The following is a 25,524-nucleotide window of genomic DNA, read 5'->3' on the forward strand; positions in this document are numbered from 1 at the left end:
GCCGGACGGTCCCGCCCCGGGCGGTCCTGCGCCGGACGCGCCGGAAGGTGGTGCGCCGGGCGGTCGTGCGTCGGACGCGCCGGAGGGTGGTGCGCCGGGCGGTCGTGCGTCGGATGGTCGTACACAGCGCTCAGTCCCTCACCGCAGTCGGTCCCTCAGCTCCAGCACGTCCGCGATGCCCCGGCCTCGCGCGGGGGCGCCGCCGAGTTCCGCGTCGTCGGCGATCCGGCCGTCGAAGAAGCTGATCACCCGGTCCGCGGCGCTCGCCAGCCGCGCGTCGTGCGTCACCAGCACGATCGTCTGGCCGCGCTGGTGGAAGCGGGACAGCAGCCGCATCACCTCGCGGGTGCCCTTGCTGTCCAGGCTGCCCGCGGGCTCGTCGGCCAGCAGCAGCGGCGGGTGGTTGACCAGGGCGCGGGCCAGGGCGACGCGCTGCTGCTCGCCGCCGGACAGCTCGCCCGGCATGCTGCGCTCCTTGCCCTCCAGGCCCAGTTCGGCGAGGAGCTCCTCGCGTCCGGCGCGGGCCTGCTTCGGTGAGCGGCCGGCGAGCAGGGCGGGCAGTTCGACGTTGTCGGCGACGGACAGGTTGGAGACCAGGTTGAAGAACTGGAAGACGATCCCGATGTACTGGCGGCGCTCCTGCGCCCAGCGGGCCTCGCCGTAGGAGTCCGTGCACCGGCCGTCGAGCCAGATGCTGCCCTCGTCGGGGCGCTGGAGCCCGCCCAGCAGGTGCAGCAGGGTCGACTTGCCGGCGCCGGACGGGCCGGTGACCGCCACGAACTCGCCGCGCGCCACCGACAGGCCGACCCCGCGCACGGCGTGCGCGGGCGCGCCCTCGCCGTAATGGGTCTTGACGAGGCCCTCGGCCCGCAGGACGGGAGGCAGGACGTCACTCACTCCAGCTCCTCCAGTTCCTCCTGGCAGCGCTCCAGCCAGTCGAGATCGGCCTGGAGATGCAGCATGGCGCCCTCGATCAGCAGATGGGCGACGCGGTTGTCGCGGTCCTCGGCGGCGGCCAGCTTCGACAGGTTGCGCATGGTGTTGAGGTACTGGCGCCGCTGCTTGTTGATGAGGGTGATCTGGTCGGCGAGGCCGGTCTGCGGCGCGAGGGCGAGCTTCATGAAGAACTCGTCCCGCACCCGCGGCTCGTCCTCGGGCTCCTCGAACCAGACGCGCAGCGCATCCCGCCCGGCTTCGGTGAGGTGGTAGACCTTCTTGTTGGGCCGGCTGGACTGCTCGACGTCCTCGCCCTCGATCAGTCCCGACTTCTCGAGGCGGCCGAGGGTGACGTAGATCTGGCCGACGTTCGGCTGAGGGTACGCGGAGCCCAGCAGTTGCTCAAGGTCCTGCTTCAGCTCGTAACCGTGGGCGGGACCGCGCGCGAGGAGTGCCAGCAGGTGCAGACGCACTCGTGCTCTCCTCCCGCGCCCTCGTCATGTGCGCAATGTGTTCCTGACCGTCGTACGGACCGTGTCCGGGCCGTCGTGCGGACCGTGTCCTGGACCGTCTCGCGGACCGTGTCCCGGACTGTGGTCCAGGCCCTAGTATCGCGCATACCTAACAGGTATACATGGCCTCTGACGCCGGGCGAAGGTGCCCGGTGCCTGTGTGCAAGGAGGAACCTATGCGGTGGATGCGCGCCGCGGGTAGGGGCCTCCTCGTCCTGGTCGTGGTCATGACCGGCTACATCGCCTCCGGGGCCCACGCCGACGAGGGTTCCGGCGCGGGCCGCGGCCCGCTCACCCTCGCCACCGCAGGCGACCTCACCGGCTATCTCGGCCCGTTGCTGGAGGGCTGGAACCGCACCCACCCCGCCGAGAAGGTCACCCTCGTCGAGCTGCCCGACTCCGCCGACGAGACGCACGCGCAGATGACCACCGACCTGCGCGGCGGCGACCGCAGCCGCTTCGACGTGCTCAACATCGACGTCAACTGGACCTCGGAGTTCGCCGCCGCCGGCTGGATCCGCCCGCTGCCGCGCGACCGCTTCCCGCTGAGGACCTTCCTGCCCCCGGTCGTCGACACGGCGACCTACGACGGCCGGCTCTACGCGGTCCCCTACGTCACCAACGCCGGGCTGCTGCTGTACCGCAAGGACGTCCTCGCCAAGGAGGGCGTCCCGCCGCCGCGCACCTGGGCCGAGCTGGAGCACGACGCCAGGACCATCGCGCCCAAGTACGGACTGGGCGGCTACGCGGGCCAGTTCCTGCCCTACGAGGGTCTGACCGTCAACGCGGCCGAGGCGGTGTACTCCGCGGGCGGGACCATCCTCGGCGACGAGGGCGCCCGCGTCACCGTCAACTCCGCGGCGGCCCGGGAGGGCATCGGCTTCCTCGCGCGCGGCTTCCGTGAGGGCTGGATACCCAAGGCGGCGCTGACGTACAAGGAGGAGGAGTCCAAGCAGGCCTTCCAGGACGGCCACCTGCTCTTCCTGCGCAACTGGCCCTACGCCTACGCCGTCGCCTCCGCCAGGGGCTCCAAGGTCGCCGGCCGGATCGGCGCCGTGCCGCTGCCCGGACCGAACGGGCCCGGGACGAGCGTGCTGGGCGGCTCCAACCTGGCCGTCAACACGCACGCACGGCACCCGGACTCCGCCGCGCGTCTGATCGCGTACCTCACCAGTGAGCCCGTCCAGCGCCAGGTGCTCACCAAGGGCGCGCTGCCGCCCGTGCGCGCCGCGCTCTACCAGGACCCGGGCCTCGTCCGGCGGTTCCCGTACCTGCCGACGCTGCGGGCCGCCGTGCTCTCGGCCGCGCCGCGCCCCAAGAGCGCGCACTACGACCAGGTCAGCCTGGTGGTGCAGGCGGTCGTGCACGACGCGCTGACCGGGCGCGAGACGCCCGAGGCTGCTGTGCGGCGGCTGGCGCGCGAGCTGGCCGCCGTCTCCCACCGCTAGCCGGCCCTTCCCTCGCCGCCCCCTCTGCTAGTTACTTGTTAAGTAACGCGGTCATCACGACTGGGGTCGGACTGTCCGGTTACGTACCCATATGCGTGGTCAACTGACCGGTAGCTTCTGGTCACTTCATTGACACCTCTCCGAAGCCCCTACCTAACATGCATGCATAACGACGGGCCTACAGAGACAGGGCAATGGGTTGAACAGGCATCGTTGGTGGCGCGACGCGGTGATCTACCAGGTCTACGTGCGCAGCTTCCTGGACAGCACCGGAGACGGCATCGGCGATCTCGCCGGGGTCCGGGCCGGGCTGCCGTATCTGAAGAAGCTCGGCGTCGACGGGATCTGGCTGAGCCCCTTCTACCCCTCGCCCCAGCACGACCACGGCTACGACGTGGCCGACTACTGCGACGTCGACCCGGTCTTCGGCGACCTCGGCGAGTTCGACCGGCTGATGGCCGCCGCCCGCCGCCTCGGCGTCAAGGTCCTGCTCGACATCGTCCCCAACCACTGCTCCAGCGAGCACCCCTGGTTCCGCGAGGCGCTCGCCGCCGGACCCGGCAGCCCGGCCCGCGCCCGCTTCCACTTCGCCAACGGACGCGGCCCGGACGGCGCCGAGCCGCCCAACAACTGGCACGCCATGTTCGGCGGCCCGGCCTGGACGCGGATCACCGAGCCGGACGGCCGCCCCGGCCAGTGGTACCTGCACATGTTCACGCCCGAGCAGCCCGACTGGAACTGGCGCGACGACCGCGTCCCCGCCGAGTTCGAGCGCGTCCTGCGCTTCTGGCTGGACCGGGGCGTCGACGGCTTCCGCATAGACGTCGCCGCCGGCCTCTACAAGCACCCCGCGCTGCCCGACTCGGACGACCCGGAGGCCGACGCCCGCACCCGCGACTCGGTCAACCCGCTCGCCTGGAACCAGCCCGAGGTGCACGACGTGTGGCGGCGCTGGCGGTCCGTCTGCGAGGAGTACACCGCGCGCGACGGCCGCGAACGGCTGCTGGTGGGCGAGGTCTCCGTGCCCAGCGCCCGCGAGCACGCCCGCTACGTCCGCCCCGACGAGCTGCACCAGGCCTTCTTCTTCGACCTGCTCAGCGCCCCCTGGGACGCCGACGCCTTCCGCAAGGTCGTCTCCGAGGCCATGCAGGACATCGCCGGCACCGGCTCCACGGTCACCTGGGTCCTCAACAACCACGACCAGGTCCGCACCGTCACCCGCTACGGCGAGCCCGCGACCGGCGGCAGCGGCCTCGGCGCCGCCCGTGCCCGAGCCGCCGCGCTGCTGATGCTGGCGCTGCCCGGAGCCGCGTACATCTACCAGGGCGAGGAGCTCGGCCTGCCCGAGGTCGTCGACCTGCCCGACGACGTGCTCACCGACCCGATCTTCCGCCGCACCGGGAGCCGCGCCCGCATCCGTGACGGCTGCCGGGTGCCGCTGCCCTGGTCCGGGCAGGCGTCCCCGTTCGGCTTCACCTCCGGGGCCGAGGGCGCCAAGCCCTGGCTGCCGCAGCCGGAGTACTTCGCCGAGTACGCCACCGACCGCGCCCTCGCCGACACCCGCTCCTTCTGGCACCTCTACCGCGACGGCCTCCAGCTGCGCGCCGCCCTGCCCCAGCTGGGCGAGGGCACGCTGCGCTGGCTGGACACCCCGCCCGGCGTCCTCGGCTTCGTCCGCGGCGACGGCCTGGTCTGCGCCGTCAACTTCGGTACGGCCCCCACCCCCGCGCCGGTCGCCGGCACCCCGCTGCTCGCCAGCGGGCCCTGCCCGCCCGGAGTGCTCGCCGGTTCCACCGCCGCCTGGTGGACGGCCGACGACGACCAGCCCACCACCTGAGTTTCCTCCGAGTCTCCGTCAACTTCCCATTCCCCGAAGGGACATCAACGATGATGCGACGACGCACCACCCTCCTCACCGGCTGCACCGCCCTCGTCCTCGCGCTCGGCGCGACCGCCTGCGGCGGCGACCCGGTCTCCGCGGGCGGCGGCGACAAGCCGCTCAGCGGCCAGACCGTCACCGTGGCCGGCGTCTGGTCCGGCACCGAGCAGAAGAACTTCCAGAAGGTGCTCGACGCGTTCACCGAGAAGACGGGCGCCAAGACGCAGTTCGTCTCCACCGGCGACAACGTCTCCACCGTCGTCGGCAGCAAGATCGAGGGCGGCAACGCCCCCGACGTCGTGATGGTCCCGCAGGTCGGCGTGCTCCAGCAGTTCGCCAGGAAGGGCTGGCTCGAGCCGCTGTCCGCCACCACCCAGAAGTCGGTGGACGCCGGCTACGCCCCCGTGTGGAAGAAGTACGGCAGCGTCGACGGCACCCTGTACGGGCTGTACTTCAAGGCCGCCCACAAGTCGACCGTCTGGTACAGCCCCGACGCGCTGAACCAGGCCGGGGTCAAGCCGCCGAAGACGTACGACGAGATGCTCAAGGCCGGGCACACCCTCTCCGACTCCGGGCTCGCCGCCTTCGCGGTCGGCGGACAGGACGGCTGGACGCTCACCGACTGGTTCGAGAACGTCTACCTCTCCCAGGCCGGACCCGAGAAGTACGACGCCCTCGCCGCGCACAAGCTGAAGTGGACCGACGCCAGCGTGGTCAGGGCGCTCGGCACGCTCGGCAAGCTGTTCAAGGACAAGCAGCTGATCGCGGGCGGCCAGAAGGGGGCCCTGAACACCGACTTCCCGGGCTCGGTGGAGAAGGTCTTCGGCCCCAAGCCCGAGGCCGGCATGGTCTACGAGGGTGACTTCGTCGCCGGTGTCGCCCACGACCAGTTCGGCAGGACCATCGGCAAGGACGCGAACTTCTTCCCCTTCCCGTCCGTCGACGGCGGCAAGGCGCCGGTCGTCAGCGGCGGCGACGCGGCGGTCGTGCTGAAGAAGGGCAAGAACGCCAAGGCCGGCATGAAGCTGCTCGAGTTCCTCGCCACCCCCGAGGCCTCGGCCGTGTGGGCCAAGGCGGGCGGCTTCCTGTCCCCGAACAAGAAGCTCGACCTCGCCTCCTACGGCGACGACGTCACCCGCGCCACCGCCAAGTCCCTCGTGGACGCGGGCGACTCGGTCCGCTTCGACATGTCCGACCAGGCCCCCGCGGCCTTCGGCGGCACCAAGGGCGCCGGCGAGTGGAAGCTGCTCCAGGACTTCCTGCGCGACCCCTCCGACCCGAAGGGCACCGCGGCGAAGCTGGAGGCCGCGGCGGCCAAGGCCTACCAGGACCAGGGCTGACCCGGCATGACCGCCACCACCCTCACCAAGGAGAAGGGTGCGAGCCCCCCGCCGGCCGCATCGCCCGCCGGCCGGGCGCGGCGCCTGCGCCGGCGGGGCCGGGTCGTCGCCCTGCTGTTCGTCTTCCCGGCGCTGCTGCTGCTCGGCGCCCTCGTCGTCTACCCGGTGCTGTTCTCGGTCGGCCGGAGCTTCTTCGACGCCTCCGGCACCCGCTTCGTCGGCGGGGACAACTACACCGAGATGTTCCGCGACCCGGCCACGCTCAAGGCCATCCGGAACACCACCATCTGGGTGGTCGTGGCACCCGCGCTGCTCACCGGCCTCGGGCTGATCCTCGCCGTCCTGGTGGAGAAGGTCCGCTGGGCGACCGCGTTCAAACTGCTGCTGTTCATGCCGATGGCCGTGTCCTTCCTCGCCGCCGGGATCATCTTCCGCCTCGCCTACGACGAGGACCCGAACAAGGGCGTGCTGAACGCGGCAGCGGTGTCCGTGCACGACGCCTTCGAGGGCGCCTCGTCCTACCCGACCGCGCGCGGCCGCGCCGAGCGGCTGACCCAGGACCACGACGGCTCGTACGTCACGGTCAAGGCCGTCTCGCCGGGTGACACGGTGGCGCTGCCGATGGTCGGCGTGCTGCCCAAGGACCTGCCGAAGAACGCCGTGCCCGCCTACCCGGCGGCCGGGCGGAAGGCCGCCCCCGGGGAGCTGCGCGGAGTCGTCTACCTGGACTTCACGCCCGGCGGGGGCGGCACCCGCGACAAGGTCGACCGCGGCGAGAGCGGACTGCCCGGCATGAAGGTCGAGGCGCTGAGCGGCGGGCACACGGTCGCGAGCGCGACGACCGCGTCCGACGGCTCCTTCCACCTCACCGGGCTGAATGCCGGCTCGTACACCCTGAAACTGCCGGAGTCCAACTTCGCGCCGCCCTACCAGGGCATCTCCTGGCTCGGGCCGACCCTGGTCACCCCGGCGATCATCGGCGCCTACCTGTGGATCTGGACCGGGTTCGCGATGGTGCTGATCGGCGCGGGGCTGGCCACGCTGCCCCGGGACGCGCTGGAGGCGGCGCGGATGGACGGCGCCAACGAGTGGCAGATCTTCCGCCGCATCACCGTGCCGCTGCTCGCGCCGGTCCTCACGGTCGTCTTCGTCACCCTCGTCATCAACGTGATGAAGGTCTTCGACCTCGTCTACATCATCGCGCCCGGCCCGGTGCAGGAGGACGCCACCGTGCTGGCGACCCAGATGTGGCTGGTGTCCTTCGGCGGCGGCAACAACCAGGGCCTCGGCAGCGCGCTCGGCGTACTGCTCCTGCTGCTGGTGATCCCCGCGATGGTCTTCAACGTCCGCCGCTTCCGAAGGAGTCAGCGATGAACGCGGTCAGGAGGGGCCTCGGGAACGGGCTCGTGCAGGCCTTCCTCGTGGTGATCGGCCTGGTCTGGCTCACACCGCTCGCGGGACTGTTCGTCTCCTCGCTGCGCTCGGCCCAGGACACCGCCAAGGGCGGCTGGTGGACGGCGCTGACAGGCCCCGGCCAACTGTCCTTCGACAACTACTCCGCCCTGCTGAAGAACGCCGGGATGACCCAGGCCTTCTGGAACACGGTGCTGATCTCGGTGCCGGCGACCGTGCTGGTCGTCGTCATCGCGGCGCTCGCCGGATACGCCTTCGCCTGGCTGGACTTCCCGCTGCGCGAGCCGCTGTTCCTGCTGGTGGTGGCGCTGCTGGTGGTGCCCGTGCAGATCGGCCTGCTGCCGGTGGCCAAACTCTTCGGCGTCCTGGGCCTGTTCGGCACGATCCCCGGCGTCGTCCTCTTCCACGTCGCCTACGGGCTGCCGTTCGCGGTGTTCCTGCTGCGCAACTACTTCGCCGAGATGCCCAAGGAGATGCTGGAGGCGGCGCGGATGGACGGGGGCAGCGAGTGGCGGATCTTCACCCGGCTCGTGCTGCCCGTGGGGCGGCCGGCCATCGCCAGCCTCGCCATCTTCCAGTTCCTGTGGGTGTGGAACGACATGCTGGTGGCGCTGCTGTTCGCGGACAGCTCCTCGCAGCCGCTCACGGTGGAACTGCAGTCGCAGATCCGGCAGTTCGGGAGCAACATCGACGTGCTCGCGCCGGGCGCGTTTCTGTCCCTGGTGGTGCCGGTGGCCGTCTTCTTCGCCTTCCAGCGGCACTTCGTGCAGGGGGTGATGGCGGGATCGGTGAAGTGAGCGGCGGCGGTGGGGGCGGCGGGGGTTCCTGACCCCCCGCCGCCCCCACCGCCGTGCCTCACGCCGACGCCGGCGGATACAGCGACCGCGGCAACTGGGCCGCCGCCGCCGTGTCCAGCAGCCACAGGGTGCGGGCCCGGCCCCGCGCGCCCGCCGCCGGGGCCTGGATCTCCCCGGCGCCCGAGAGGGCGATGGCCACCGCGCTGGCCTTGTCCTCGCCCGCCGCCAGCAGCCACACCTCGCGGGCCGCGCGGATCGCGGGCAGGGTGAGCGAGATCCGGGTGGGCGGCGGCTTCGGCGAGCCGTGCACGCCGATCACCGTGCGCTCCGTCTCGCGCGGCCCCGGGTGCTCCGGGAAGAGGGAGGCCACGTGGGTGTCCGGGCCGACGCCCAGCATCAGCACGTCGAAGGCGGGCACCGCGCCATGGCCGGCGGGACCGGCCGCGTGGGCCAGCTCCTCGGCGTACGCCTCCGCCGCCGCCTCGGCGTCCGCGCCCCAGGGGCCGTCCGAGGCGGGCATGGTGTGCACCCGCTTGGGGTCCAGCGGCACCGAGTCCAGCAGGGCCTCGCGGGCCTGGGTGACATTGCGCTCCGGGTCGCCCTCGGGCAGGAACCGCTCGTCACCCCACCACAGGTCCAGGCGGCCCCAGTCGATCGCGTCCCGGGCCGGCGCGGCGGCCAGCGCGGCGAGCACGCCGTTGCCGTTGCGGCCCCCGGTGAGGACCACGTTCGCCGCTCCCGTGGAGGCCTGCGCGTCCACGATCCGGGTGATGAGACGGGCCGCCGCGGCCTGCGCCATCAGCTCCTTGTCGCGGTGGACGACCAGCTGAGGGGTGCTCACTTGGCCGCCGCCTTCCGCGCCGGGACCTTCCGCGCGGTCCTGGACGCCCCCCGGCCCGCCGGCCCCTTCGCCGTCTCCTCCTCCGGCACCGCCACCGCCACCGGCTCCTGCCCGGCCGAGATTGCGCCCGAGGGGTCCGCCAGCCGTTCCACGCCGAAGCGCAGCGCCGAGGCGTAGGTGTCGTCCGGGTCCAGGCGCCGCAGCTCCTCCGCGATCAGCTCGGCCGTCTCCCGCCGCTTCAGCGCCACCGCCCGCTCCGGCTGGCCCTCGATGGACAGGGTCGCCAGCCTGCCGTCGGCGCGGTCCAGGGTGATCGCCCCGCACGTGGTGTCCATACGGACGGCGGTCAGGCCCGGCCCGCCCGACGACGAGCGCCGCACCGGCACGTCCAGCCGGTCCGCGAGCCACATCGCCAGCAGCTCGCAGCTCGGGTTGGACTCCTCGCCCTCCACCTCGACGGCCTTCACCTCGCAGGCGACCTGGTCGAGGGCGGCCGCCAGCATCGAACGCCACGGCGTGATCCGCGTCCACGACAGGTCCGTGTCGCCCGGGGTGTAGGCGTCGGCCCGGGCCGCGAGGTCCCGCACCGGCTCCTCGGAGGCGTAGGTGTCGGTGACGCGGCGCTGCGCGAGGGCGCCCAGCGGGTCGTTCGCCGGGTCCAGCGGGGCGTCCATCGGCCACCACACGACGACCGGCGCGTCGGGCAGCAGCAGGGGCAGCACCACCGACTGGGCGTGGTCGACGACCTCGCCGTACAGCCGCAGCACCACCGTCTCGCCGGTGCCCGCGTCCGCGCCCACCCGCACCTCGGCGTCCAGGCGCGAACCCGTGCGGTCCCGGGGGGTGCGCGAGACGCGCCGGATGACCACCAGGGTGCGCGAGGGGTGCTCGTGCGAGGCGTCGTTCGCGGCCTTCAGGGCGTCGTAGGCGTTCTCCTCGTCGGTGACGACGACGAGGGTGAGCACCATGCCGACGGCCGGTGTGCCGATGGCGCGGCGGCCCTGCACCAGCGCCTTGTTGATCTTGCCGGCCGTGGTGTCGGTCAGGTCTATCTTCATGGCCGGCGCCAGCTCCGTCCGTCTCGTGCGAGCATCTCGTCCGCCTCGACGGGCCCCCACGTCCCGGACGCGTACTGCGCGGGCCTGCCGTGCTTGTCCCAGTACTCCTCTATCGGGTCGAGGATCTTCCAGGACAGCTCGACCTCCTCGGTGCGCGGGAAGAGGTTGGAGTCGCCGAGCAGCACGTCCAGGATCAGCCGCTCGTACGCCTCCGGGCTGGACTCGGTGAAGGACTCGCCGTAGGCGAAGTCCATCGACACGTCCCGGATCTCCATGGAGGTGCCCGGCACCTTGGAGCCGAAGCGGACGGTGACGCCCTCGTCGGGCTGGACGCGGATCACGATCGCGTTCTGGCCCAGCTCCTCGGTGGCCGTGGTGTCGAAGGGGGAGTGCGGGGCCCGCTGGAAGACCACCGCGACCTCGGTCACCCGGCGGCCCAGCCGCTTGCCGGTGCGCAGGTAGAACGGCACGCCCGCCCAGCGGCGGTTGTCGATCCCCAGCTTCACGGCCGCGTAGGTGTCGGTCTTCGACTTCTTGTCGATGCCCTCTTCCTCGAGGTAGCCGATCACCTTCTCGCCGCCCTGCCAGCCGCCCGCGTACTGCCCGCGCACGGTGGACTTGCCGAGGTCCTTGGGCAGCCGGACCGCGCCGAGCACCTTCTCCTTCTCGGCGGCCAGCGCGTCCGCGCCGAAGGAGGCGGGCTCCTCCATCGCGGTGAGCGCCATCAGCTGCAGCAGGTGGTTCTGGATGACGTCACGGGCGGCGCCGATGCCGTCGTAGTAGCCGGCCCGGCCGCCGATGCCGATGTCCTCGGCCATGGTGATCTGCACGTGGTCGACGTAGGAGCGGTTCCAGATCGGCTCGTACATCTGGTTGGCGAAGCGCAGCGCCAGGATGTTCTGGACGGTCTCCTTGCCCAGGTAGTGGTCGATGCGGAAGACCTGGTCCGAGGAGAAGACCTCGTGCACGACCTTGTTCAGCTCCTCGGCCGACTTCAGGTCGTGGCCGAACGGCTTCTCGATGACCGCCCGCCGCCAGGAGCCGCCGGACTGGTCGGCCAGCCCGTGCTTCTTCAGCTGCTGGATGACCACCGGGAACGACTTCGGCGGCACGGACAGGTAGAAGGCGAAGTTGCCGCCCGTGCCCTGCGCCTTGTCCAGTTCCTCGATCGTCCCGCGCAGCCGCTCGAAGGCGTCGTCGTCGTCGAAGGTGCCCTGCACGAAGCGCATGCCCTGGAGGAGCTGCTGCCAGACCTCCTCGCGAAACGGCGTGCGCGAGTGCTCCTTGACCGCGTCGTGCACGACCTGCGCGAAGTCCTCGTGCTCCCAGTCGCGGCGGGCGAAGCCGACCAGCGAGAAGCCCGGCGGCAGCAGACCCCGGTTGGCGAGGTCGTACACCGCGGGCATGAGCTTCTTGCGCGACAGGTCGCCCGTGACGCCGAAGATGACCAGGCCCGACGGCCCCGCGATGCGCGGGAGCCGTCGGTCGGCGGGGTCACGGAGCGGATTGGCTCCGGTGCCGGAGTGGGACGCCAAGGCCTCAGCCCTCCGACGGGGCGAGGCGCTCCAGCTCCGCCTCGGTCGACTTCAGCAGGTCGTTCCAGGAGGCCTCGAACTTCTCGACACCCTCGTCCTCGAGGACCTGGACCACCTCGTCGTAGGAGATCCCGATCCGCTCCAGCGCGTCGAGGTCCGCGCGGGCCTGCTCGTAGGTGCCGCGCACCGCGTCGCCGCGGATCTCGCCGTGGTCCTCGGTGGCCTCCAGGGTGGCCTCCGGCATGGTGTTGACCGTGTTCGGCGCGACCAGCTCCTCGACGTACATGGTGTCCTTGTACGCCTTGTCCTTCACGCCGGTGGAGGCCCACAGCGGACGCTGCTTGTTCGCGCCCGCGTTCTCCAGCACGCTCCAGCGGTCGGAGCCGAAGACCTCCTCGTACGCCTGGTAGGCCAGGCGCGCGTTGGCCACGCCCGCCTTGCCGCGCAGCGCCTTGGCCTCGTCGGTGCCCATCTCGTCGATGCGGCGGTCGATCTCGGTGTCCACGCGGGAGACGAAGAAGGACGCCACGGAGTGGATCTTGGACAGGTCCAGGCCGCGCTCCTTGGCCTTCTCCAGGCCGGTCAGGTAGGCGTCCATGACCGCGCGGTAGCGCTCCAGGGAGAAGATCAGCGTGACGTTGACGCTGATGCCGTTGCCGATGGTCTCGGCGATCGCCGACAGGCCCGCCCGGGTGGCCGGGATCTTGATGAGCGTGTTCGGGCGGTCCACCAGCCAGGCCAGCTGCCGGGCCTCGGCGACCGTCGCCTTGGTGTTGTGGGCCAGACGCGGGTCCACCTCGATGGAGACCCGGCCGTCCTGGCCGTCGGTGGCGTCGAAGACCGGGCGCAGGATGTCGGCGGCGTCGCGGACGTCCGCCGTGGTGATCATGCGGATGGCCTCCTCGACGGTGACCCGGCGCGCGGCCAGGTCGGAGACCTGCTGGTCGTAGCCGTCGCCCTGCGAGATCGCCTTCTGGAAGATCGTCGGGTTGGTGGTGACGCCCACGACGTGCTGCTGGTCGATCAGCTCGGCGAGGTTGCCGGACGTGATCCGCTTGCGCGACAGGTCGTCCAGCCAGATCGCGACGCCTTCATCGGAGAGGCGCTTGAGTGCGTCTGTCATGGAAAATGCATCTCCTACGTGTCGTATATGAGCGTCAGCGCTGGGCGGCGGCGAGGGATTCCCGCGCCTTGGCGGCCACGTTCTCAGGCGTGAAGCCGAACTCGCGGAAGAGGACCTTGCCGTCGGCTGAAGCACCGAAGTGCTCCAGGGAAACGATGCGCCCGGCGTCTCCCACGTACTTGTGCCAGGTGAGACCGACACCCGCCTCGACCGCGACACGCGCCCGCACGGCCGGGGGCAGCACGCTCTCCCGGTACCCCTGCTCCTGCTCCTCGAACCACTCGACGGACGGCATGGACACGACCCGGGTGGGCACGCCCTCCGCCTGGAGCTGCTCGCGCGCCTCGACGGCGATGTGCACCTCGGAGCCGGTGGCGATGAGGATCACCTGGGGCTCGGCGCTCTGCCCGTCGGCGTCCTCGGCGTCGAAGAGGACGTAACCGCCGCGCGCCGCGTCGTCGTTGGGCTCGTAGGTCGGCACGCCCTGGCGGGTGAGCGCCAGGCCGTGTGGGGCGCCCTTGCCGTACTCCTTGGTCCAGCGGGTGAGGATCTCGCGCCAGGCGATCGCGGTCTCGTTGGCGTCGGCCGGGCGGACGATGTTCAGGCCCGGGATGGCGCGCAGCGAGGCCAGGTGCTCGACCGGCTGGTGGGTGGGGCCGTCCTCGCCGAGGCCGATGGAGTCGTGCGTCCACACGTACGTCACCGGCAGGTGCATCAGGGCCGACAGGCGCACCGCGTTGCGCATGTAGTCGGAGAAGACGAGGAAGGTGCCGCCGTAGACACGGGTGTTGCCGTGCAGGGTGATGCCGTTCAGCTCCGCGCCCATGGAGTGCTCGCGGATGCCGAAGTGGATGGTGCGGCCGTACGGGTTCGCCTCCGGCAGCGGGTTGCCCTCGGGCAGGAACGACGACGTCTTGTCGATCGTGGTGTTGTTGGAGCCCGCCAGGTCGGCGGAGCCGCCCCAGAGCTCGGGGATCACCTCGCCCAGGGCCTGGAGCACCTTGCCGGAGGCGGCACGCGTGGCCACGCCCTTGCCGGCCTCGAACACCGGGATCTTCTCCTGCCAGCCGGCCGGCAGCTCCGCCTTGGCGAAGCGGTCGTACTCCGCGGCCCGCCCGGCATCGGCGTCGCGCCACTGCTGGAAGGACTTCTCCCATTCGGCCCGGGCCCGGCGGCCCCGCTCGAGCGCGCCGCGGGTGTGCTTCAGCACCTCGTCGGACACCTCGAAGTGCTTCTCGGGGTCGAAGCCGAGGACGCGCTTGGTGGCGGCCACCTCGTCCTCGCCGAGCGCCGAGCCGTGCGCGGCCTCGGTGTTCTGGGCGTGCGGCGCCGGCCAGGCGATGATCGAGCGCATCGCGATGAAGGACGGCCGGTCGGTGACGGCCTTGGCCTCCTGGATCGCGGCGAAGATCGCCCGCGGGTCCAGGTCGCCGTTCTCCTTGGCCTCCACGCGCTGCACATGCCAGCCGTAGGCCTCGTACCGCTTCGTGGTGTCCTCGGAGACGGCCGTCTCGGTGTCGCCCTCGATCGAGATGTGGTTGTCGTCCCACAGCAGGATGAGGTTGCCGAGCTTCTGGTGGCCGGCCAGCGACGAGGCCTCGGCGGAGATGCCCTCCTGCAGACAGCCGTCACCGGCGATGCAGTAGATGAAGTGGTCGAAGGGCGACTCGCCCTGCGCCGCCTCCGGGTCGAACAGGCCGCGCTCGTAGCGGGCGGCCATCGCCATGCCCACCGCGTTGGCCACACCCTGGCCCAGCGGCCCGGTCGTGGTCTCCACGCCCGGGGTGTGCCCGTACTCCGGGTGGCCCGGGGTCTTCGAGCCCCAGGTGCGGAACGACTTCAGGTCCTCCAGCTCCAGGCCGAAGCCGGCCAGGTACAGCTGGGTGTAGAGGGTCAGGGAGGAGTGGCCGGCGGACAGCACGAAGCGGTCGCGCCCCACCCACTGCGGATCGGACGGGTCGTGCCGCATCACCTTCTGGAAGAGGGTGTAGGCGGCGGGAGCCAGGCTCATCGCCGTGCCGGGATGGCCGTTGCCGACCTTCTGTACGGCGTCGGCGGCCAGGACGCGCGCGGTGTCGACCGCGCGCGTGTCCAACTCGGTCCACTCGAGGTCTGTGGTGGTCGGCTTGGTGCTCACCCTGGGTCAGGGCTCCTCTCCACATGTCGGATGCCGGTGCACGTGACCGCGCGCCGGCTGCCGGCCTTCTCCGCGTCGGCCGGCCGCTGTCGAGCCTATCCCGTAAGAACGTGCGTTTTCCGCGTCGTTCCAGAGTGCCGGGACTCTTGGAGATCCGCCTCCCCGCCTGCTCGTCGACCGATTCGGCACATGAATACGGAGGCGCTCATCCGATCGCTCAATCGAGCCGGCGCGCGCCCGCCGGAAGGGCGGGGGCCAACACGACCCCACCCCCGCGAAGGCCGGGGTCTGGGCAACGTCTACAGTGGCGTGGTACGCGCGAGCCCCGACTGTCGGTTCACCTGACGGGGGCTCGCTGGGATGTCTCTGTCAGGGGTGTGCGTGACGGCCGTCGAATCCCGTCCAGCGGGGGTGGTGCTCGATGCGGGCCAGAAGCCGAGCCGTCGGCCGTTCGGGGCCCGTGTCAAGGCGTTCGTGGCGCTGACCAAGCCGCGGATCATCGAGCTTCTGCTCATCACCACCGTTCCGGTGATGTTCCTGGCGCAGCGGGGCGTGCCGGACCTCGGTCTGGTCGTCCTCACCTGCGTCGGCGGCTACCTGTCGGCGGGCGGCGCCAACGCGCTGAACATGTACATCGACCGCGACATCGACGCCCTGATGGACCGCACCTCGCAGCGGCCGCTGGTGACCGGCATGGTGAGCCCGCGCGAGTGCCTCGCCTTCGGCATCACGCTGGCCGTCGTCTCCACGCTGCTGTTCGGCCTCACCGTCAACTGGCTGTCGGCGTGGCTGTCGCTCGGAGCGCTCCTCTTCTACGTCGTCGTCTACACGATGATCCTCAAAAGGCGTACGTCCCAGAACATCGTCTGGGGCGGCATCGCCGGCTGCATGCCGGTGCTGATCGGCTGGTCCTCGGTCACGGACACCGTGTCCTGGGCGCCGGTGATCCTCTTCCTCGTCATGTTCTTCTGGACGCCGCCGCACTACTGGCCGCTGTCCATGAAGGTCAAGGACGACTACGCGCGCGTGGGCGTGCCCATGCTGCCGGTCATCGCCTCCAACAAGGTCGTCGCCCGGCAGATCGTCATCTACAGCTGGGTGATGGTGGCCGTCTCCCTGCTGCTCACCCCGCTCGGCTACACCGGCTGGTTCTACACGGCGGTGGCGCTGGTGGCCGGCGGCTGGTGGCTGTGGGAGGCGCACGCGCTGCAGAACCGCGCCAGGGCCGAGGCGACCGGCGGCAAGCTCAAGGAGATGCGCCTGTTCCACTGGTCCATCACCTACGTCTCGCTGCTGTTCGTCGCCGTCGCGGTGGACCCCTTCCTGCGCTAGCGGGCACTCCTACGAAGCCGACGGGTGGGGTGCGTGGTCAAGGCCACGCACCCCACCCGTCGCCGTTTGATCTACCCGTCGGTAGCATCCTGGCCATGGCAGAGACTGAGCAGGTTGACCCGAAGGCCGAGCGCACGGTGGCACGCCTCGCCAAGCGGATCGGTGCGTTCTCCAAGGCGCACGGCGGTGCCGAGGGCCAGGTGGCCTACCTCGGCGAGCGCGGCGCGCGCATCGTCCTCGTCGGCGAGGACGGCGGCTGGGGCGACCTGGTGGCGCCCTCCTACGAGCTGGCCGAGAAGGCCGTCGCGAAGGCCGGCATCACCGTCCACGAGGACTTCGACGGCGAGTTCGCGGCCAAGGTGCGCACGGGCCCGTACGAGTGGACGCGCATGGCCGGGATCCAGCTGGGCGGCCCGAGCAACACCTGACGCCGGTTCACCCGTTAGGACGTGTGAGGAGCACGCGTCCACCGAACGGGGAGTCCGGATGATCGAAACGCCGTCCCTGGTGGACCAGTACTGCCACGGCGTCCTGAGAACGGAGCTGGGCCTCGGCACCTTCGAGGCCCAGCTGGCCCGCACCGAGGGCCCGCCCGCCCCCGGCACCACCCTCTTCGACACCCAGACCGGTTTCGCCGTACGCCGCTGGTGCCCCCCGCTGCTCGGCCTGGAGCCGCACTGCCCGCCCGCGCGCTATCTCGCCCGCCGCCGCGAACTGGGCGTGCTGGAGGCCGGCCGCAGGCTGCTGCGCGGCAGCGGCATCACGACCTACCTCGTCGACACCGGGCTGCCCGGGGACCTCACCGGGCCCGGCGAGATGGCCTCCACGGGCGACGCGGCCGCGCACGAGATCGTGCGCCTGGAACTGCTCGCCGAGCAGGTCGCCGACACCTCCGGGACCGTCGAGTCCTTCCTCGCCAACCTCGCCGAGTCGGTGCACGCCGCCGCCGCGCACGCCGTCGCCTTCACCTCCGTGGCGGGCCTGCGCCACGGCCTGGCACTCGCGCCGGAGCCGCCCGGGCCGGGGGAGGTGCGAGGGGCGGCGGGGCGCTGGCTGGCCGGACGGCGGGTGGGCGGCGAACTGAGCGACCCGGTGCTGCTGCGGCACCTGCTGTGGATCGCGGTCGCCTCCGGCCGCCCGCTGCAACTGCACGCGGGCCTCGGCGAACCGGGCGCGCGCATCGACCGCACCGACCCCGTGCTGCTGACCGACTTCGTACGGGCCACGGCGGGCCTGGGCACCGACCTCGTCCTGCTGCACGGCTACCCGTACCACCGCCAGGCCGCCCACCTGGCCGGCGTCTTCCCGCACGTCTACGCCGACGCGGGCGCGGCCCTGGTGCGCACCGGCGCGCGAGCCGCGACGATCCTCGCCGAGATCCTGGAGCTGGCCCCGTTCGGCAAGATCCTCTTCTCCAGCGGGGCGCACGGCCTGCCCGAGCTGCACGTGGTCGGCGCCCGGCTGTTCACCGAGGCGCTGGACCGGGTACTGGGCGCCTGGGTCGCGGAGGGCGCCTGGTCGCCCGGGGACGCCCAGCGGGTGGCCGGGATGGTGGCGGCGGGCAACGCGGGGCGGGTGTACGGGCTGCGGTGAGCGGCCGCGGAAACCGTGCGCCCCGCGCGGGAGCCTTCGTCCAGGCGCCGGCTAGGCCGTCGTCAGGGTCGCCTCGGGGGACGGCCCGGGCAGGCCGGTCACGGACGCGGTGCGTTCGCGCAGCGACAGCAGCACCCTGAGCACCCCGACCCACATCACGCAGGACCCCAGCATGTGCAGGGCCACCAACGCCTCGGGCAGATGCGTGAAGTACTGGACGTAGCCGATGACGCCCTGGGCGAGCAGGATCACGAACAGCTCGCGGGTGCGGTGCAGCGGACCCTGGGGCGCGTCGACGGCCTTGAGGACGAACCACAGCGCGAACGTCAGCGTCACCACGATCCAGGCGAGCACCGCGTGCATCTTGGCGACCGTCGCCCAGTCGACGGGGATCCGGTCGACCTCCTTGGAGTCGCCCGCGTGGGGGCCCGCGCCGGTCACGATCGTGCCCACCGCGATCAGCAGCCCGCTCGCCACGACCAGGAACCACACCAGCTGCTGCACGGCCTTGCCGACCAGCGGGCGCGGTGCCGTGTCGCCCTCGCGGGTGCGCTGCCACATCACCGTGGCCACCGCGATCAGCGCGCTGGACAGCAGGAAGTGCGCCGCGACGGTGTACGGGTTCAGGCCGACCAGGACGACGATGCCGCCGAGCACCGCGTTGCCCATGACGATCCAGAACTGCGCCCAGCCGAGCCGGGTCAGGCTGCGCCGCCACGGCTTCTGGGCCCGCGCGGCGACGATCGCCCAGCCGACGGCCGCGCACAGCACGTACGTCAGCATGCGGTTGCTGAACTCGATGATCCCGTGCACACCCATCGCGCGCGTGGTGGTCAGCGAGGTGTCGGTGCAGGTCGGCCAGGTGGGGCAGCCAAGCCCTGAGCCGGTGAGCCGGACGGCGCCGCCGGTGACGACGATGATCACGCCCATGGCGAGTGCGGCGAACGCGGCCCGCTGGACGGTCCTCGGGTGGGGGGTCCAGCGGCCGGCGATGAAGGCGAGCGGGTTGCGCACGGCGGCCAGGGCGTCGGCGCGGGTCAGGTTCGGCACGCGTTCCATCGTAGGGCGCTGCTTGTGCACGGTTTCACGAGGGTCCATGGCGGGCCTTGTGTCTCTACTCCCAGCGGAAGAACTTGCCGGCGGCCGCGAGCCCCACGACCGCCCACACCGCGAGGATGCCGCAGTCGCCCCACGGCATGGCCGCGCCGTGCTGGAGTACGGCCCGCAGCCCGTCGGACAGGGCGGAGACGGGAAGCAGCTCCAGGACGCCGCGGGCGCCCGCCGGGAACTTGTCCAGCGGCACGATCACCCCGCCGCCCACGAGCAGCAGCAGGAAGACCAGGTTGGCCGCGGCCAGCGTGGCCTCGGCCCTCAGCGTCCCCGCCATCAGCAGGCCGAGCCCGGAGAAGGCGGCCGTGCCGAGGACGAGCAGCAGGAGCACGGCGAGCGGGCCGCCGTGCGGCGACCAGCCCAGCGAGAAGGCGATCGCGGTCAGCAGGATCACCTGGAGGACCTCGGTGACCAGCACCGAGGCCGTCTTGGCGGTCATCAGGCCCCAGCGCGGCAGCGGCGAGGACGCCAGCCGCTTGAGCACGCCGTAGCGCCGCTCGAAGCCGGTCGCGATGGCCTGCCCGGTGAACGCGGTCGACATCACCGCGAGCGCGAGGATCCCGGGTGTGAGGAAGTCCACGCTCTTTCCGGCGCCGGTGTCCACGATGTCCACCGAGCTGAACAGCACCAGCAGCAGGGTCGGGATCACCACGGTGAGCAGCAGCTGCTCACCGTTGCGCAGCAGCATCTTCGTCTCGAGCACCGCCTGGGCGGCGATCATGCGGGGCAGCGGGGCCGCCCCGGGCTTCGGGGCGTACGTGCCCGTGGCGGGGCCGGTGGCGGTGGTCACGAGCGCAGCTCCTTGCCGGTCAGCTCGAGGAAGACGTCCTCGAGAGTGTGCCGCTCCACGGAGATCCGGTCCGGCATGACCCCGTGCTGGGCACACCAGGACGTCACCGTGGCGAGCAGCTGGGGGTCCACCTTGCCGGCGACGCGGTAGGCGCCCGGGGTCAGCTCGGCGGCGGTGCAGTCGGCGGGCAGCGCCTTGAGCAGGGAGCCGATGTCCAGGCCGGGGCGTCCGGTGAAGCGCAGGGTGTTCTCCGCGCCGCCGCGGCACAGCTCCTCCGGGGAGCCCTGGGCGATGACCCGGCCGGCGTCGATGATCGCCACGTCGTCGGCGAGCTGCTCGGCCTCCTCCATGTAGTGCGTGGTGAGGATCACGGAGACGCCGTCGGCGCGCAGGTCGCGCACCAGGTCCCAGGTGGCCCGGCGGGCCTGCGGGTCGAGTCCCGCGGTCGGCTCGTCCAGGAACACCAGCTCGGGGCGGCCCACCACGGCCATGGCGAGCGCGAGCCGCTGCTGCTGCCCGCCGGACAGCCGGCGGTAACCGGTCCGGCCGCAGGAGCCGAGACCCAGCCGCTCGATCAGGGCGTCCACGTCGAGGGGGTGGGCGTGCAGCTTCGCGACGTGGCGCAGCATCTCGTCGGCGCGCGCCCCGGAGTACACGCCCCCGGACTGGAGCATCACCCCGATCCGGGGCCGCAGCTCGCGGGACTGTCTGACGGGGTCGAGGCCCAGGACGCGCACCGTGCCGGAATCCGGCCGCCGGTACCCCTCGCAGGTCTCGACCGTCGTCGTCTTGCCGGCGCCGTTGGGACCGAGTACGGCGGTCACTCCCGCCTGGGCCACCAGGTCGAGGCCGTCCACCGCGGTCTTCGTGCCGTACCGCTTCACCAGGGCCTGGACCTGGACCACGGGCTCACTTCGCATGGACCCAGAGTCTAGGTTCGCCCGCGGGCCCTCAGGTGCCCGGGTGCGGGAAGTCCTCCTCACGGGGCCGGTGCAGCGCCAGCCACCGCTCGGCGTACGCCACCGCGTCGGCCACGGGGAACAGCCTGGCTTCGGCCGCGCCCACAGCGCCCCGCGCCACCGGCCGGTCCCGCTCGAAGTCGTGGCCGAGTTCGTCGAACCGCTCGGAGGTGATGGACACCTCGGTCAGCACCTCCCACCCGTGCGGGCCAGGCCTGCCCACCCTGGCGAGCGGGCCCGGTATCCGGTATTCGGCCAGGTGGAAGCTGGTGCACGAGTCGTATCCGGCCCCGAGCAGCAGCACCCGCGCGCCGAGCGCCTCCAGCCGCGCCAGCGGACTGCGCTCGCCGAGCCGGCAGTCGGGCGCGTGGCCCTCGACGATCCGGGCCGCGCGCGGCCCGAGCGCCGCGAACGAGGTGTGCGGGTGGGCGCTGCGCAGCGCGCCCGGCCAGGTGCGCACGGTCTCCGGGATCACCCCGACCCCGCGCGAGGGCGTGGTCCCGGGGTCGTAGACGGGCATCGAGGCGCGGATGGTCTCCCACCACTCCTCGGGCACCGGCGGGCTGCTCCACAGGGCCGGGTCCGAGAGGTCGCCGGACTGGGTGGGGACCACCAGGGTGCCGTCCGGGCCGAGGACGTCCAGGAGCCCCTGGACCACCGCGACGGGGCCGCCGCAGACCCAGCCGAGTGAACTCAGCGAGGAATGTGCGAGGAGGATCTCGCCGGGGCGCACGCCGAGCTCGCGCAGGCCCTCGGCGATGGTGTCCCGGGTCACGAGTGGGCCGGTCGGAGGGGATGTGAGCATGGTCAGGCAGTCTCCCGCGCGGGTCCGCCGTCCGCCACCAAATTCTTCGGCGCGGAGCGTTTCCGCAGGTGGGATTAGGTTGGCCTAAGTGACGCAGGGCACCGTCCGCCCCGGCCGGTGTCGCTTGTCACTCTCACCGGAATTACGCAACAATGGCGTTGTGAAAAACGTCGGCGAGGCTCGGGAGACCCCCACGGGGCCCCCTCAGGAGGAGCTCGCGACCGGGGAGCGCTCCACGCGCAACCGGGTCGCGCGGTCCATCCTGGACCACGGCCCGTCGACCGTCGCCGAGCTGGCCGGGCGGCTGGGGCTCACCCAGGCGGCCGTACGGCGCCATCTGGACGCGCTGGCCGCCGACGACGTGGTCGAGGCGCGCGAGCGCCGGGTCTACGGGGCGCGCACCCGCGGCCGCCCCGCCAAGGTCTTCGCGCTCACCGACTGCGGCCGCGACGCCTTTGACCAGTCCTACGACAAGCTCGCCGCGGACGCGCTGCGCTGGATCGCCGACCAGGAGGGTGGCCAGGAGGCGGTCGCCGCCTTCGCCCGGGCCCGGATCGCCGCGCAGGCGCACGCGTACCGCAAGGCGATCGAGGGCGCGGGACCCGACGAACGCGCTGAAGCGCTGGCCAAGGCCCTGAGCCAGGACGGGTACGCTGCTACGGCGCGCAGCGCGCCCCTCCCGCACAAGGGTGAGCAGCTCTGCCAGCACCACTGCCCGGTCGCCCACGTCGCCGAACAGTTCCCCCAGCTGTGCGAGGCGGAGACGGAGATCTTCGCCGAGCTCCTGGGTACCCACGTCCAGAGACTGGCGACCATCGCGCACGGCGACGGCGTCTGCACGACGTTCATCCCCAAGATTCCCAACGACGCATCCGCAAGCACGGCCGGGAGGAACCCCGCATGACTCTCCCCACGGAGACTGCCCACCCCGAACTCGAGGGCCTGGGCAAGTACGAATACGGCTGGGCCGACTCCGACACGGCCGGCGCCTCCGCCAGGCGCGGTCTGAGCGAGGAGGTCGTCCGCGACATCTCGGCCAAGAAGTCCGAGCCGGAGTGGATGACCAAGCTGCGTCTGAAGGGTCTGCGCCTCTTCGAGAAGAAGCCCATGCCCAACTGGGGCTCGGACCTGTCGGGGATCGACTTCGACAACATCAAGTACTTCGTGCGCTCCACGGAGAAGCAGGCGGAGTCCTGGGAGGAACTGCCCGAGGACATCAAGAACACCTACGACCGGCTCGGCATCCCGGAGGCGGAGAAGCAGCGCCTGGTCGCCGGCGTCGCCGCGCAGTACGAGTCGGAGGTCGTCTACCACCAGATCCGCGAGGACCTGGAGGAGCAGGGCGTCATCTTCCTGGACACCGACACCGCCCTGAAGGAGCACCCCGAGCTCTTCAAGGAGTACTTCGGCACGGTCATCCCGGCCGGCGACAACAAGTTCGCCTCGCTGAACACCGCCGTGTGGTCCGGCGGCTCCTTCATCTACGTCCCGCCGGGCGTCCACGTCGAGATCCCGCTCCAGGCCTACTTCCGGATCAACACCGAGAACATGGGCCAGTTCGAGCGCACCCTGATCATCGTCGACGAGGGCGCCTACGTGCACTACGTCGAGGGCTGCACCGCCCCGATCTACAAGTCGGACTCGCTGCACAGCGCCGTGGTCGAGATCATCGTCAAGAAGAACGCCCGCTGCCGCTACACGACCATCCAGAACTGGTCGAACAACGTCTACAACCTGGTCACCAAGCGCGCCGTGGCCTACGAGGGCGCGACCATGGAGTGGATCGACGGCAACATCGGCTCCAAGGTGACGATGAAGTACCCGGCCGTCTACCTGATGGGCGAGCACGCCAAGGGCGAGACCCTGTCCATCGCCTTCGCGGGCGAGGGCCAGCACCAGGACGCCGGTTCCAAGATGGTCCACATGGCGCCGAACACCTCCTCCAACATCGTCTCCAAGTCGGTGGCGCGCGGCGGCGGCCGCACCTCCTACCGCGGCCTGGTGGAGATCGGCGAGGGCGCCGCGGGATCGAAGTCGAACGTGCTGTGCGACGCGCTGCTCGTCGACACCATCTCCCGCTCCGACACCTACCCCTACGTCGACGTCCGCGAGGACGACGTGTCCATGGGCCACGAGGCCACCGTCTCCAAGGTCTCCGAGGACCAGCTCTTCTACCTGATGAGCCGCGGCCTGTCCGAGTTCGAGGCGATGGCGATGATCGTGCGCGGCTTCGTCGAGCCGATCGCCAAGGAACTGCCCATGGAGTACGCGCTGGAGCTCAACCGGCTGATCGAGCTGCAGATGGAGGGCGCGGTCGGTTAAGCACCGGCCCGGGCCGGCGGTCGTCCGACCGACCCCGGCCCGCCGTCCCCGTCAGGCCCTTACGTAACGGAAAGCGAGCAATACGACAGCCATGGCCGAGGCCCAGAACATCCCCGTGGGATCCACCACCGCGGGCCAGATCGCGGTCGCCGCCGAGTCGACCGTCGCCACGCGCATGAGCGCGCCCCCGTCCTTCGACGTGGCGGACTTCCCGGTCCCGCACGGCCGCGAGGAGGAGTGGCGGTTCACCCCGCTGGAGCGGCTGCGCGGCCTGCACGACGGCACCGCCACCGCCACCGGCGAGGGCGTGAAGGTGGACGTCCAGGCCCCCGAGGGCGTCACCGTGGAGACCGTCGGCCGCGACGACGCCCGGCTCGGCAGGGCCGGCGCCCCCGTGGACCGCATCGCCGCGCAGGCCTACTCCGCCTTCGAGAAGGCCTCGGTCGTGACCGTCCCCAAGGAGACCGTCCTCGCCGAGCCGGTCCGCATCGCCGTGCACGGCCAGGGCGGCACCGCCTACGGCCACCAGGTCATCGAGCTCGGCGCCTTCGCCGAGGCCGTCGTCGTCATCGACCACACCGGTGACGCGGTGCTCGCCGCCAACGTGGACTACCTGCTCGGCGACGGCGCCAAGCTGACCGTCGTCTCCGTCCAGGACTGGGACGACAAGTCCGTGCACGTCGCCCAGCACAACGCGCGCATCGGCCGCGACGCCTCCTTCAAGTCCGTCGTGGTCACCTTCGGCGGCGACCTGGTCCGGCTGCACCCGCGCGTGACCTATGCCGGCCCCGGCGGCGAGGCCGAGCTGATCGGCCTGTACTTCACCGACTCCGGCCAGCACCAGGAGCACCGGCTCTTCGTCGACCACAACACCCCGCACTGCAAGTCCAACGTCGTCTACAAGGGCGCGCTCCAGGGCGAGGACGCGCACGCGGTGTGGATCGGCGACGTGCTCATCGAGGCCAAGGCCGAGGGCACGGACACGTACGAGATGAACCGCAACCTCGTCCTGACCGACGGCGCCCGCGTCGACTCCGTGCCCAACCTGGAGATCGAGACCGGCGAGATCGTCGGCGCCGGCCACGCCTCGGCCACCGGCCGCTTCGACGACGAGCAGCTCTTCTACCTGATGGCCCGCGGCATCCCCGAGCAGGACGCCCGCCGTCTGGTGGTGCGCGGCTTCTTCGCCGAGCTGGTCCAGCAGATCGGCGTCGCCGACATCGAGGCGCGGCTGATCGAGAAGATCGAGGCCGAGCTGGAGGCCACCGTCTGATGGCCTACGTACGTGTCTGCGGGCTGAGCGAGCTGGAGGAGGACACCCCGAAGCGGGTGGAACTCGACGGCACGCCCATCTCCCTGGTGCGCACCTGCGACGAAGTCTTCGCGGTCTACGACATCTGCTCCCACGCCAACGTCTCGCTCGCCGAGGGCGAGGTCGACGACTGCCACATCGAGTGCTGGCTGCACGGCTCGCGCTTCGACCTCCGCTCCGGCAAGCCCGACGCGCTCCCCGCGACGCGCCCCGTCCCCGTATACCCCGTAAAGATCGAAGGGGACGACGTGCTCGTCTCCCTCTCCCAGGAGTCCTGAGGAA

23 protein-coding genes are annotated in these 25,524 nt (G+C 71.4%); 12 read left to right on the top strand and 11 right to left on the bottom strand.

What is annotated here, in order from left to right; translation table 11 throughout:
- Nucleotides 1-138 precede the first annotated feature (138 nt).
- Both IE217_RS02065 and IE217_RS02070 read right to left on the bottom strand, forming a co-directional pair.
- The gene (locus IE217_RS02065) at nt 139-897 is read right to left on the bottom strand and encodes an ABC transporter ATP-binding protein (protein WP_190175920.1); all 759 of its coding nucleotides are present in this window, start codon (nt 895-897) and stop codon (nt 139-141) included.
- Complete coding sequence (locus IE217_RS02070; protein WP_190175921.1) at nt 894-1,409, bottom strand: PadR family transcriptional regulator; 516 nt, start codon at nt 1,407-1,409, stop codon at nt 894-896. The genes IE217_RS02065 and IE217_RS02070 overlap by 4 nt, the downstream gene beginning before the upstream one ends.
- A gap of 215 nt (nt 1,410-1,624) precedes the next feature.
- Here IE217_RS02070 and IE217_RS02075 point away from each other — a divergent pair, with 215 nt between their 5' ends.
- The 5 genes from IE217_RS02075 to IE217_RS02095 all read left to right on the top strand — a co-directional run bounded on the left by IE217_RS02075 (nt 1,625) and on the right by IE217_RS02095 (nt 8,325).
- Nucleotides 1,625-2,896 (top strand): ABC transporter substrate-binding protein, encoded by a 1,272-nt coding sequence (locus tag IE217_RS02075; RefSeq protein WP_190175922.1) that lies wholly within the window; start codon nt 1,625-1,627, stop codon nt 2,894-2,896.
- Nucleotides 2,897-3,095: 199 nt separating this feature from the next.
- The gene (locus IE217_RS02080) at nt 3,096-4,733 is read left to right on the top strand and encodes a glycoside hydrolase family 13 protein (protein ID WP_190175923.1); all 1,638 of its coding nucleotides are present in this window, start codon (nt 3,096-3,098) and stop codon (nt 4,731-4,733) included.
- A 50-nt stretch (nt 4,734-4,783) separates the two neighbouring features.
- The gene (locus IE217_RS02085) at nt 4,784-6,115 is read left to right on the top strand and encodes an ABC transporter substrate-binding protein (protein ID WP_190175924.1); all 1,332 of its coding nucleotides are present in this window, start codon (nt 4,784-4,786) and stop codon (nt 6,113-6,115) included.
- Between the two features lie 6 nt (nt 6,116-6,121).
- Entirely contained in the window at nt 6,122-7,489 is a 1,368-nt protein-coding gene (locus IE217_RS02090) for an ABC transporter permease (protein ID WP_190175925.1), read from the top strand.
- Entirely contained in the window at nt 7,486-8,325 is an 840-nt protein-coding gene (locus tag IE217_RS02095; RefSeq protein ID WP_190175926.1) for a carbohydrate ABC transporter permease, read from the top strand. The genes IE217_RS02090 and IE217_RS02095 overlap by 4 nt, the downstream gene beginning before the upstream one ends.
- A 58-nt stretch (nt 8,326-8,383) precedes the next feature.
- On the opposite strand, the gene pgl is transcribed toward IE217_RS02095, so the two are convergent.
- The 5 genes from pgl to tkt are packed head-to-tail and all read right to left on the bottom strand — an operon-like array spanning nt 8,384 to nt 15,019.
- Nucleotides 8,384-9,166: a 6-phosphogluconolactonase gene (gene pgl, locus IE217_RS02100; protein ID WP_190175927.1), complete on the bottom strand. Its 783-nt coding sequence runs from the start codon at nt 9,164-9,166 to the stop codon at nt 8,384-8,386.
- Nucleotides 9,163-10,224: a glucose-6-phosphate dehydrogenase assembly protein OpcA gene (gene opcA, locus IE217_RS02105; protein WP_190175928.1), complete on the bottom strand. Its 1,062-nt coding sequence runs from the start codon at nt 10,222-10,224 to the stop codon at nt 9,163-9,165. The genes pgl and opcA overlap by 4 nt, the downstream gene beginning before the upstream one ends.
- Complete coding sequence (zwf, locus tag IE217_RS02110; protein ID WP_190175929.1) at nt 10,221-11,759, bottom strand: glucose-6-phosphate dehydrogenase; 1,539 nt, start codon at nt 11,757-11,759, stop codon at nt 10,221-10,223. The genes opcA and zwf overlap by 4 nt, the downstream gene beginning before the upstream one ends.
- 4 nt (nt 11,760-11,763) lie before the next feature.
- On the bottom strand, nt 11,764-12,882 hold the full coding sequence (gene tal / locus IE217_RS02115; RefSeq protein WP_190175930.1) for a transaldolase: 1,119 nt from the start codon (nt 12,880-12,882) through the stop codon (nt 11,764-11,766).
- Nucleotides 12,883-12,916: 34 nt separating this feature from the next.
- Nucleotides 12,917-15,019, bottom strand: a complete 2,103-nt coding sequence (gene tkt, locus IE217_RS02120) for a transketolase (protein ID WP_190175931.1) — start codon at nt 15,017-15,019, stop codon at nt 12,917-12,919.
- Nucleotides 15,020-15,394: 375 nt separating this feature from the next.
- Here tkt and IE217_RS02125 point away from each other — a divergent pair, with 375 nt between their 5' ends.
- From IE217_RS02125 to IE217_RS02135, 3 genes are all read left to right on the top strand, one after another.
- Entirely contained in the window at nt 15,395-16,351 is a 957-nt protein-coding gene (locus IE217_RS02125; protein ID WP_190176090.1) for a heme o synthase, read from the top strand.
- 95 nt (nt 16,352-16,446) lie between these two features.
- Nucleotides 16,447-16,779: a hypothetical protein gene (locus IE217_RS02130; protein WP_190175932.1), complete on the top strand. Its 333-nt coding sequence runs from the start codon at nt 16,447-16,449 to the stop codon at nt 16,777-16,779.
- A 58-nt stretch (nt 16,780-16,837) separates the two neighbouring features.
- Entirely contained in the window at nt 16,838-17,944 is a 1,107-nt protein-coding gene (locus IE217_RS02135) for an amidohydrolase family protein (protein ID WP_190175933.1), read from the top strand.
- A 51-nt stretch (nt 17,945-17,995) separates the two neighbouring features.
- On the opposite strand, the gene IE217_RS02140 is transcribed toward IE217_RS02135, so the two are convergent.
- The 4 genes from IE217_RS02140 to IE217_RS02155 form a co-directional block, all read right to left on the bottom strand.
- Nucleotides 17,996-19,003 carry a COX15/CtaA family protein gene (locus IE217_RS02140; RefSeq protein WP_190176091.1) on the bottom strand — a complete coding sequence of 336 codons (1,008 nt, stop codon included), beginning with the start codon at nt 19,001-19,003 and terminating at the stop codon, nt 17,996-17,998.
- A gap of 55 nt (nt 19,004-19,058) precedes the next feature.
- A complete protein-coding gene (locus IE217_RS02145) occupies nt 19,059-19,775 on the bottom strand; it encodes an ABC transporter permease (RefSeq protein WP_229864991.1) in 717 nt (238 codons plus the stop codon).
- A 65-nt stretch (nt 19,776-19,840) separates the two neighbouring features.
- Nucleotides 19,841-20,764: an ABC transporter ATP-binding protein gene (locus IE217_RS02150; protein ID WP_190175935.1), complete on the bottom strand. Its 924-nt coding sequence runs from the start codon at nt 20,762-20,764 to the stop codon at nt 19,841-19,843.
- Nucleotides 20,765-20,795: 31 nt separating this feature from the next.
- Entirely contained in the window at nt 20,796-21,608 is an 813-nt protein-coding gene (locus IE217_RS02155) for an AAC(3) family N-acetyltransferase (RefSeq protein ID WP_190175936.1), read from the bottom strand.
- 160 nt (nt 21,609-21,768) lie between these two features.
- Here IE217_RS02155 and IE217_RS02160 point away from each other — a divergent pair, with 160 nt between their 5' ends.
- The 4 genes from IE217_RS02160 to IE217_RS02175 all read left to right on the top strand — a co-directional run bounded on the left by IE217_RS02160 (nt 21,769) and on the right by IE217_RS02175 (nt 25,520).
- Nucleotides 21,769-22,512: a helix-turn-helix transcriptional regulator gene (locus IE217_RS02160; RefSeq protein ID WP_190175937.1), complete on the top strand. Its 744-nt coding sequence runs from the start codon at nt 21,769-21,771 to the stop codon at nt 22,510-22,512.
- On the top strand, nt 22,509-23,930 hold the full coding sequence (gene sufB / locus IE217_RS02165; protein WP_190175938.1) for a Fe-S cluster assembly protein SufB: 1,422 nt from the start codon (nt 22,509-22,511) through the stop codon (nt 23,928-23,930). Before IE217_RS02160 ends, sufB begins: the two co-directional genes overlap by 4 nt.
- Nucleotides 23,931-24,021: 91 nt before the next feature.
- Nucleotides 24,022-25,203: a Fe-S cluster assembly protein SufD gene (gene sufD, locus IE217_RS02170; protein ID WP_190175939.1), complete on the top strand. Its 1,182-nt coding sequence runs from the start codon at nt 24,022-24,024 to the stop codon at nt 25,201-25,203.
- A complete protein-coding gene (locus IE217_RS02175) occupies nt 25,203-25,520 on the top strand; it encodes a non-heme iron oxygenase ferredoxin subunit (RefSeq protein ID WP_190175940.1) in 318 nt (105 codons plus the stop codon). Before sufD ends, IE217_RS02175 begins: the two co-directional genes overlap by 1 nt.
- Nucleotides 25,521-25,524 lie beyond the last annotated feature (4 nt).

It is taken from the genome of Streptomyces naganishii JCM 4654 (assembly GCF_014650575.1).
GTDB classification, from domain to species: domain Bacteria; phylum Actinomycetota; class Actinomycetes; order Streptomycetales; family Streptomycetaceae; genus Streptomyces; species Streptomyces naganishii.

Excerpts from the sequence above, each read along its gene's own strand:
- IE217_RS02075 (WP_190175922.1), top strand. The coding sequence starts at position 1,625 with ATGCGGTGGATGCGCGCCGCGGGTAGGGGCCTCCTCGTCCTGGTCGTG.
- IE217_RS02085 (WP_190175924.1), top strand. The coding sequence starts at position 4,784 with ATGATGCGACGACGCACCACCCTCCTCACCGGCTGCACCGCCCTCGTC.
- IE217_RS02090 (WP_190175925.1), top strand. The coding sequence starts at position 6,122 with ATGACCGCCACCACCCTCACCAAGGAGAAGGGTGCGAGCCCCCCGCCG.
- IE217_RS02095 (WP_190175926.1), top strand. The coding sequence starts at position 7,486 with ATGAACGCGGTCAGGAGGGGCCTCGGGAACGGGCTCGTGCAGGCCTTC.
- opcA (WP_190175928.1), bottom strand. The coding sequence starts at position 10,224 with ATGAAGATAGACCTGACCGACACCACGGCCGGCAAGATCAACAAGGCG.
- tal (WP_190175930.1), bottom strand. The coding sequence starts at position 12,882 with ATGACAGACGCACTCAAGCGCCTCTCCGATGAAGGCGTCGCGATCTGG.
- IE217_RS02130 (WP_190175932.1), top strand. The coding sequence starts at position 16,447 with ATGGCAGAGACTGAGCAGGTTGACCCGAAGGCCGAGCGCACGGTGGCA.
- IE217_RS02135 (WP_190175933.1), top strand. The coding sequence starts at position 16,838 with ATGATCGAAACGCCGTCCCTGGTGGACCAGTACTGCCACGGCGTCCTG.
- IE217_RS02140 (WP_190176091.1), bottom strand. The coding sequence starts at position 19,003 with ATGGAACGCGTGCCGAACCTGACCCGCGCCGACGCCCTGGCCGCCGTG.
- IE217_RS02145 (WP_229864991.1), bottom strand. The coding sequence starts at position 19,775 with ATGATCGCCGCCCAGGCGGTGCTCGAGACGAAGATGCTGCTGCGCAAC.
- IE217_RS02150 (WP_190175935.1), bottom strand. The coding sequence starts at position 20,764 with ATGCGAAGTGAGCCCGTGGTCCAGGTCCAGGCCCTGGTGAAGCGGTAC.
- IE217_RS02155 (WP_190175936.1), bottom strand. The coding sequence starts at position 21,608 with ATGCTCACATCCCCTCCGACCGGCCCACTCGTGACCCGGGACACCATC.
- sufB (WP_190175938.1), top strand. The coding sequence starts at position 22,509 with ATGACTCTCCCCACGGAGACTGCCCACCCCGAACTCGAGGGCCTGGGC.
- sufD (WP_190175939.1), top strand. The coding sequence starts at position 24,022 with ATGGCCGAGGCCCAGAACATCCCCGTGGGATCCACCACCGCGGGCCAG.
- IE217_RS02175 (WP_190175940.1), top strand. The coding sequence starts at position 25,203 with ATGGCCTACGTACGTGTCTGCGGGCTGAGCGAGCTGGAGGAGGACACC.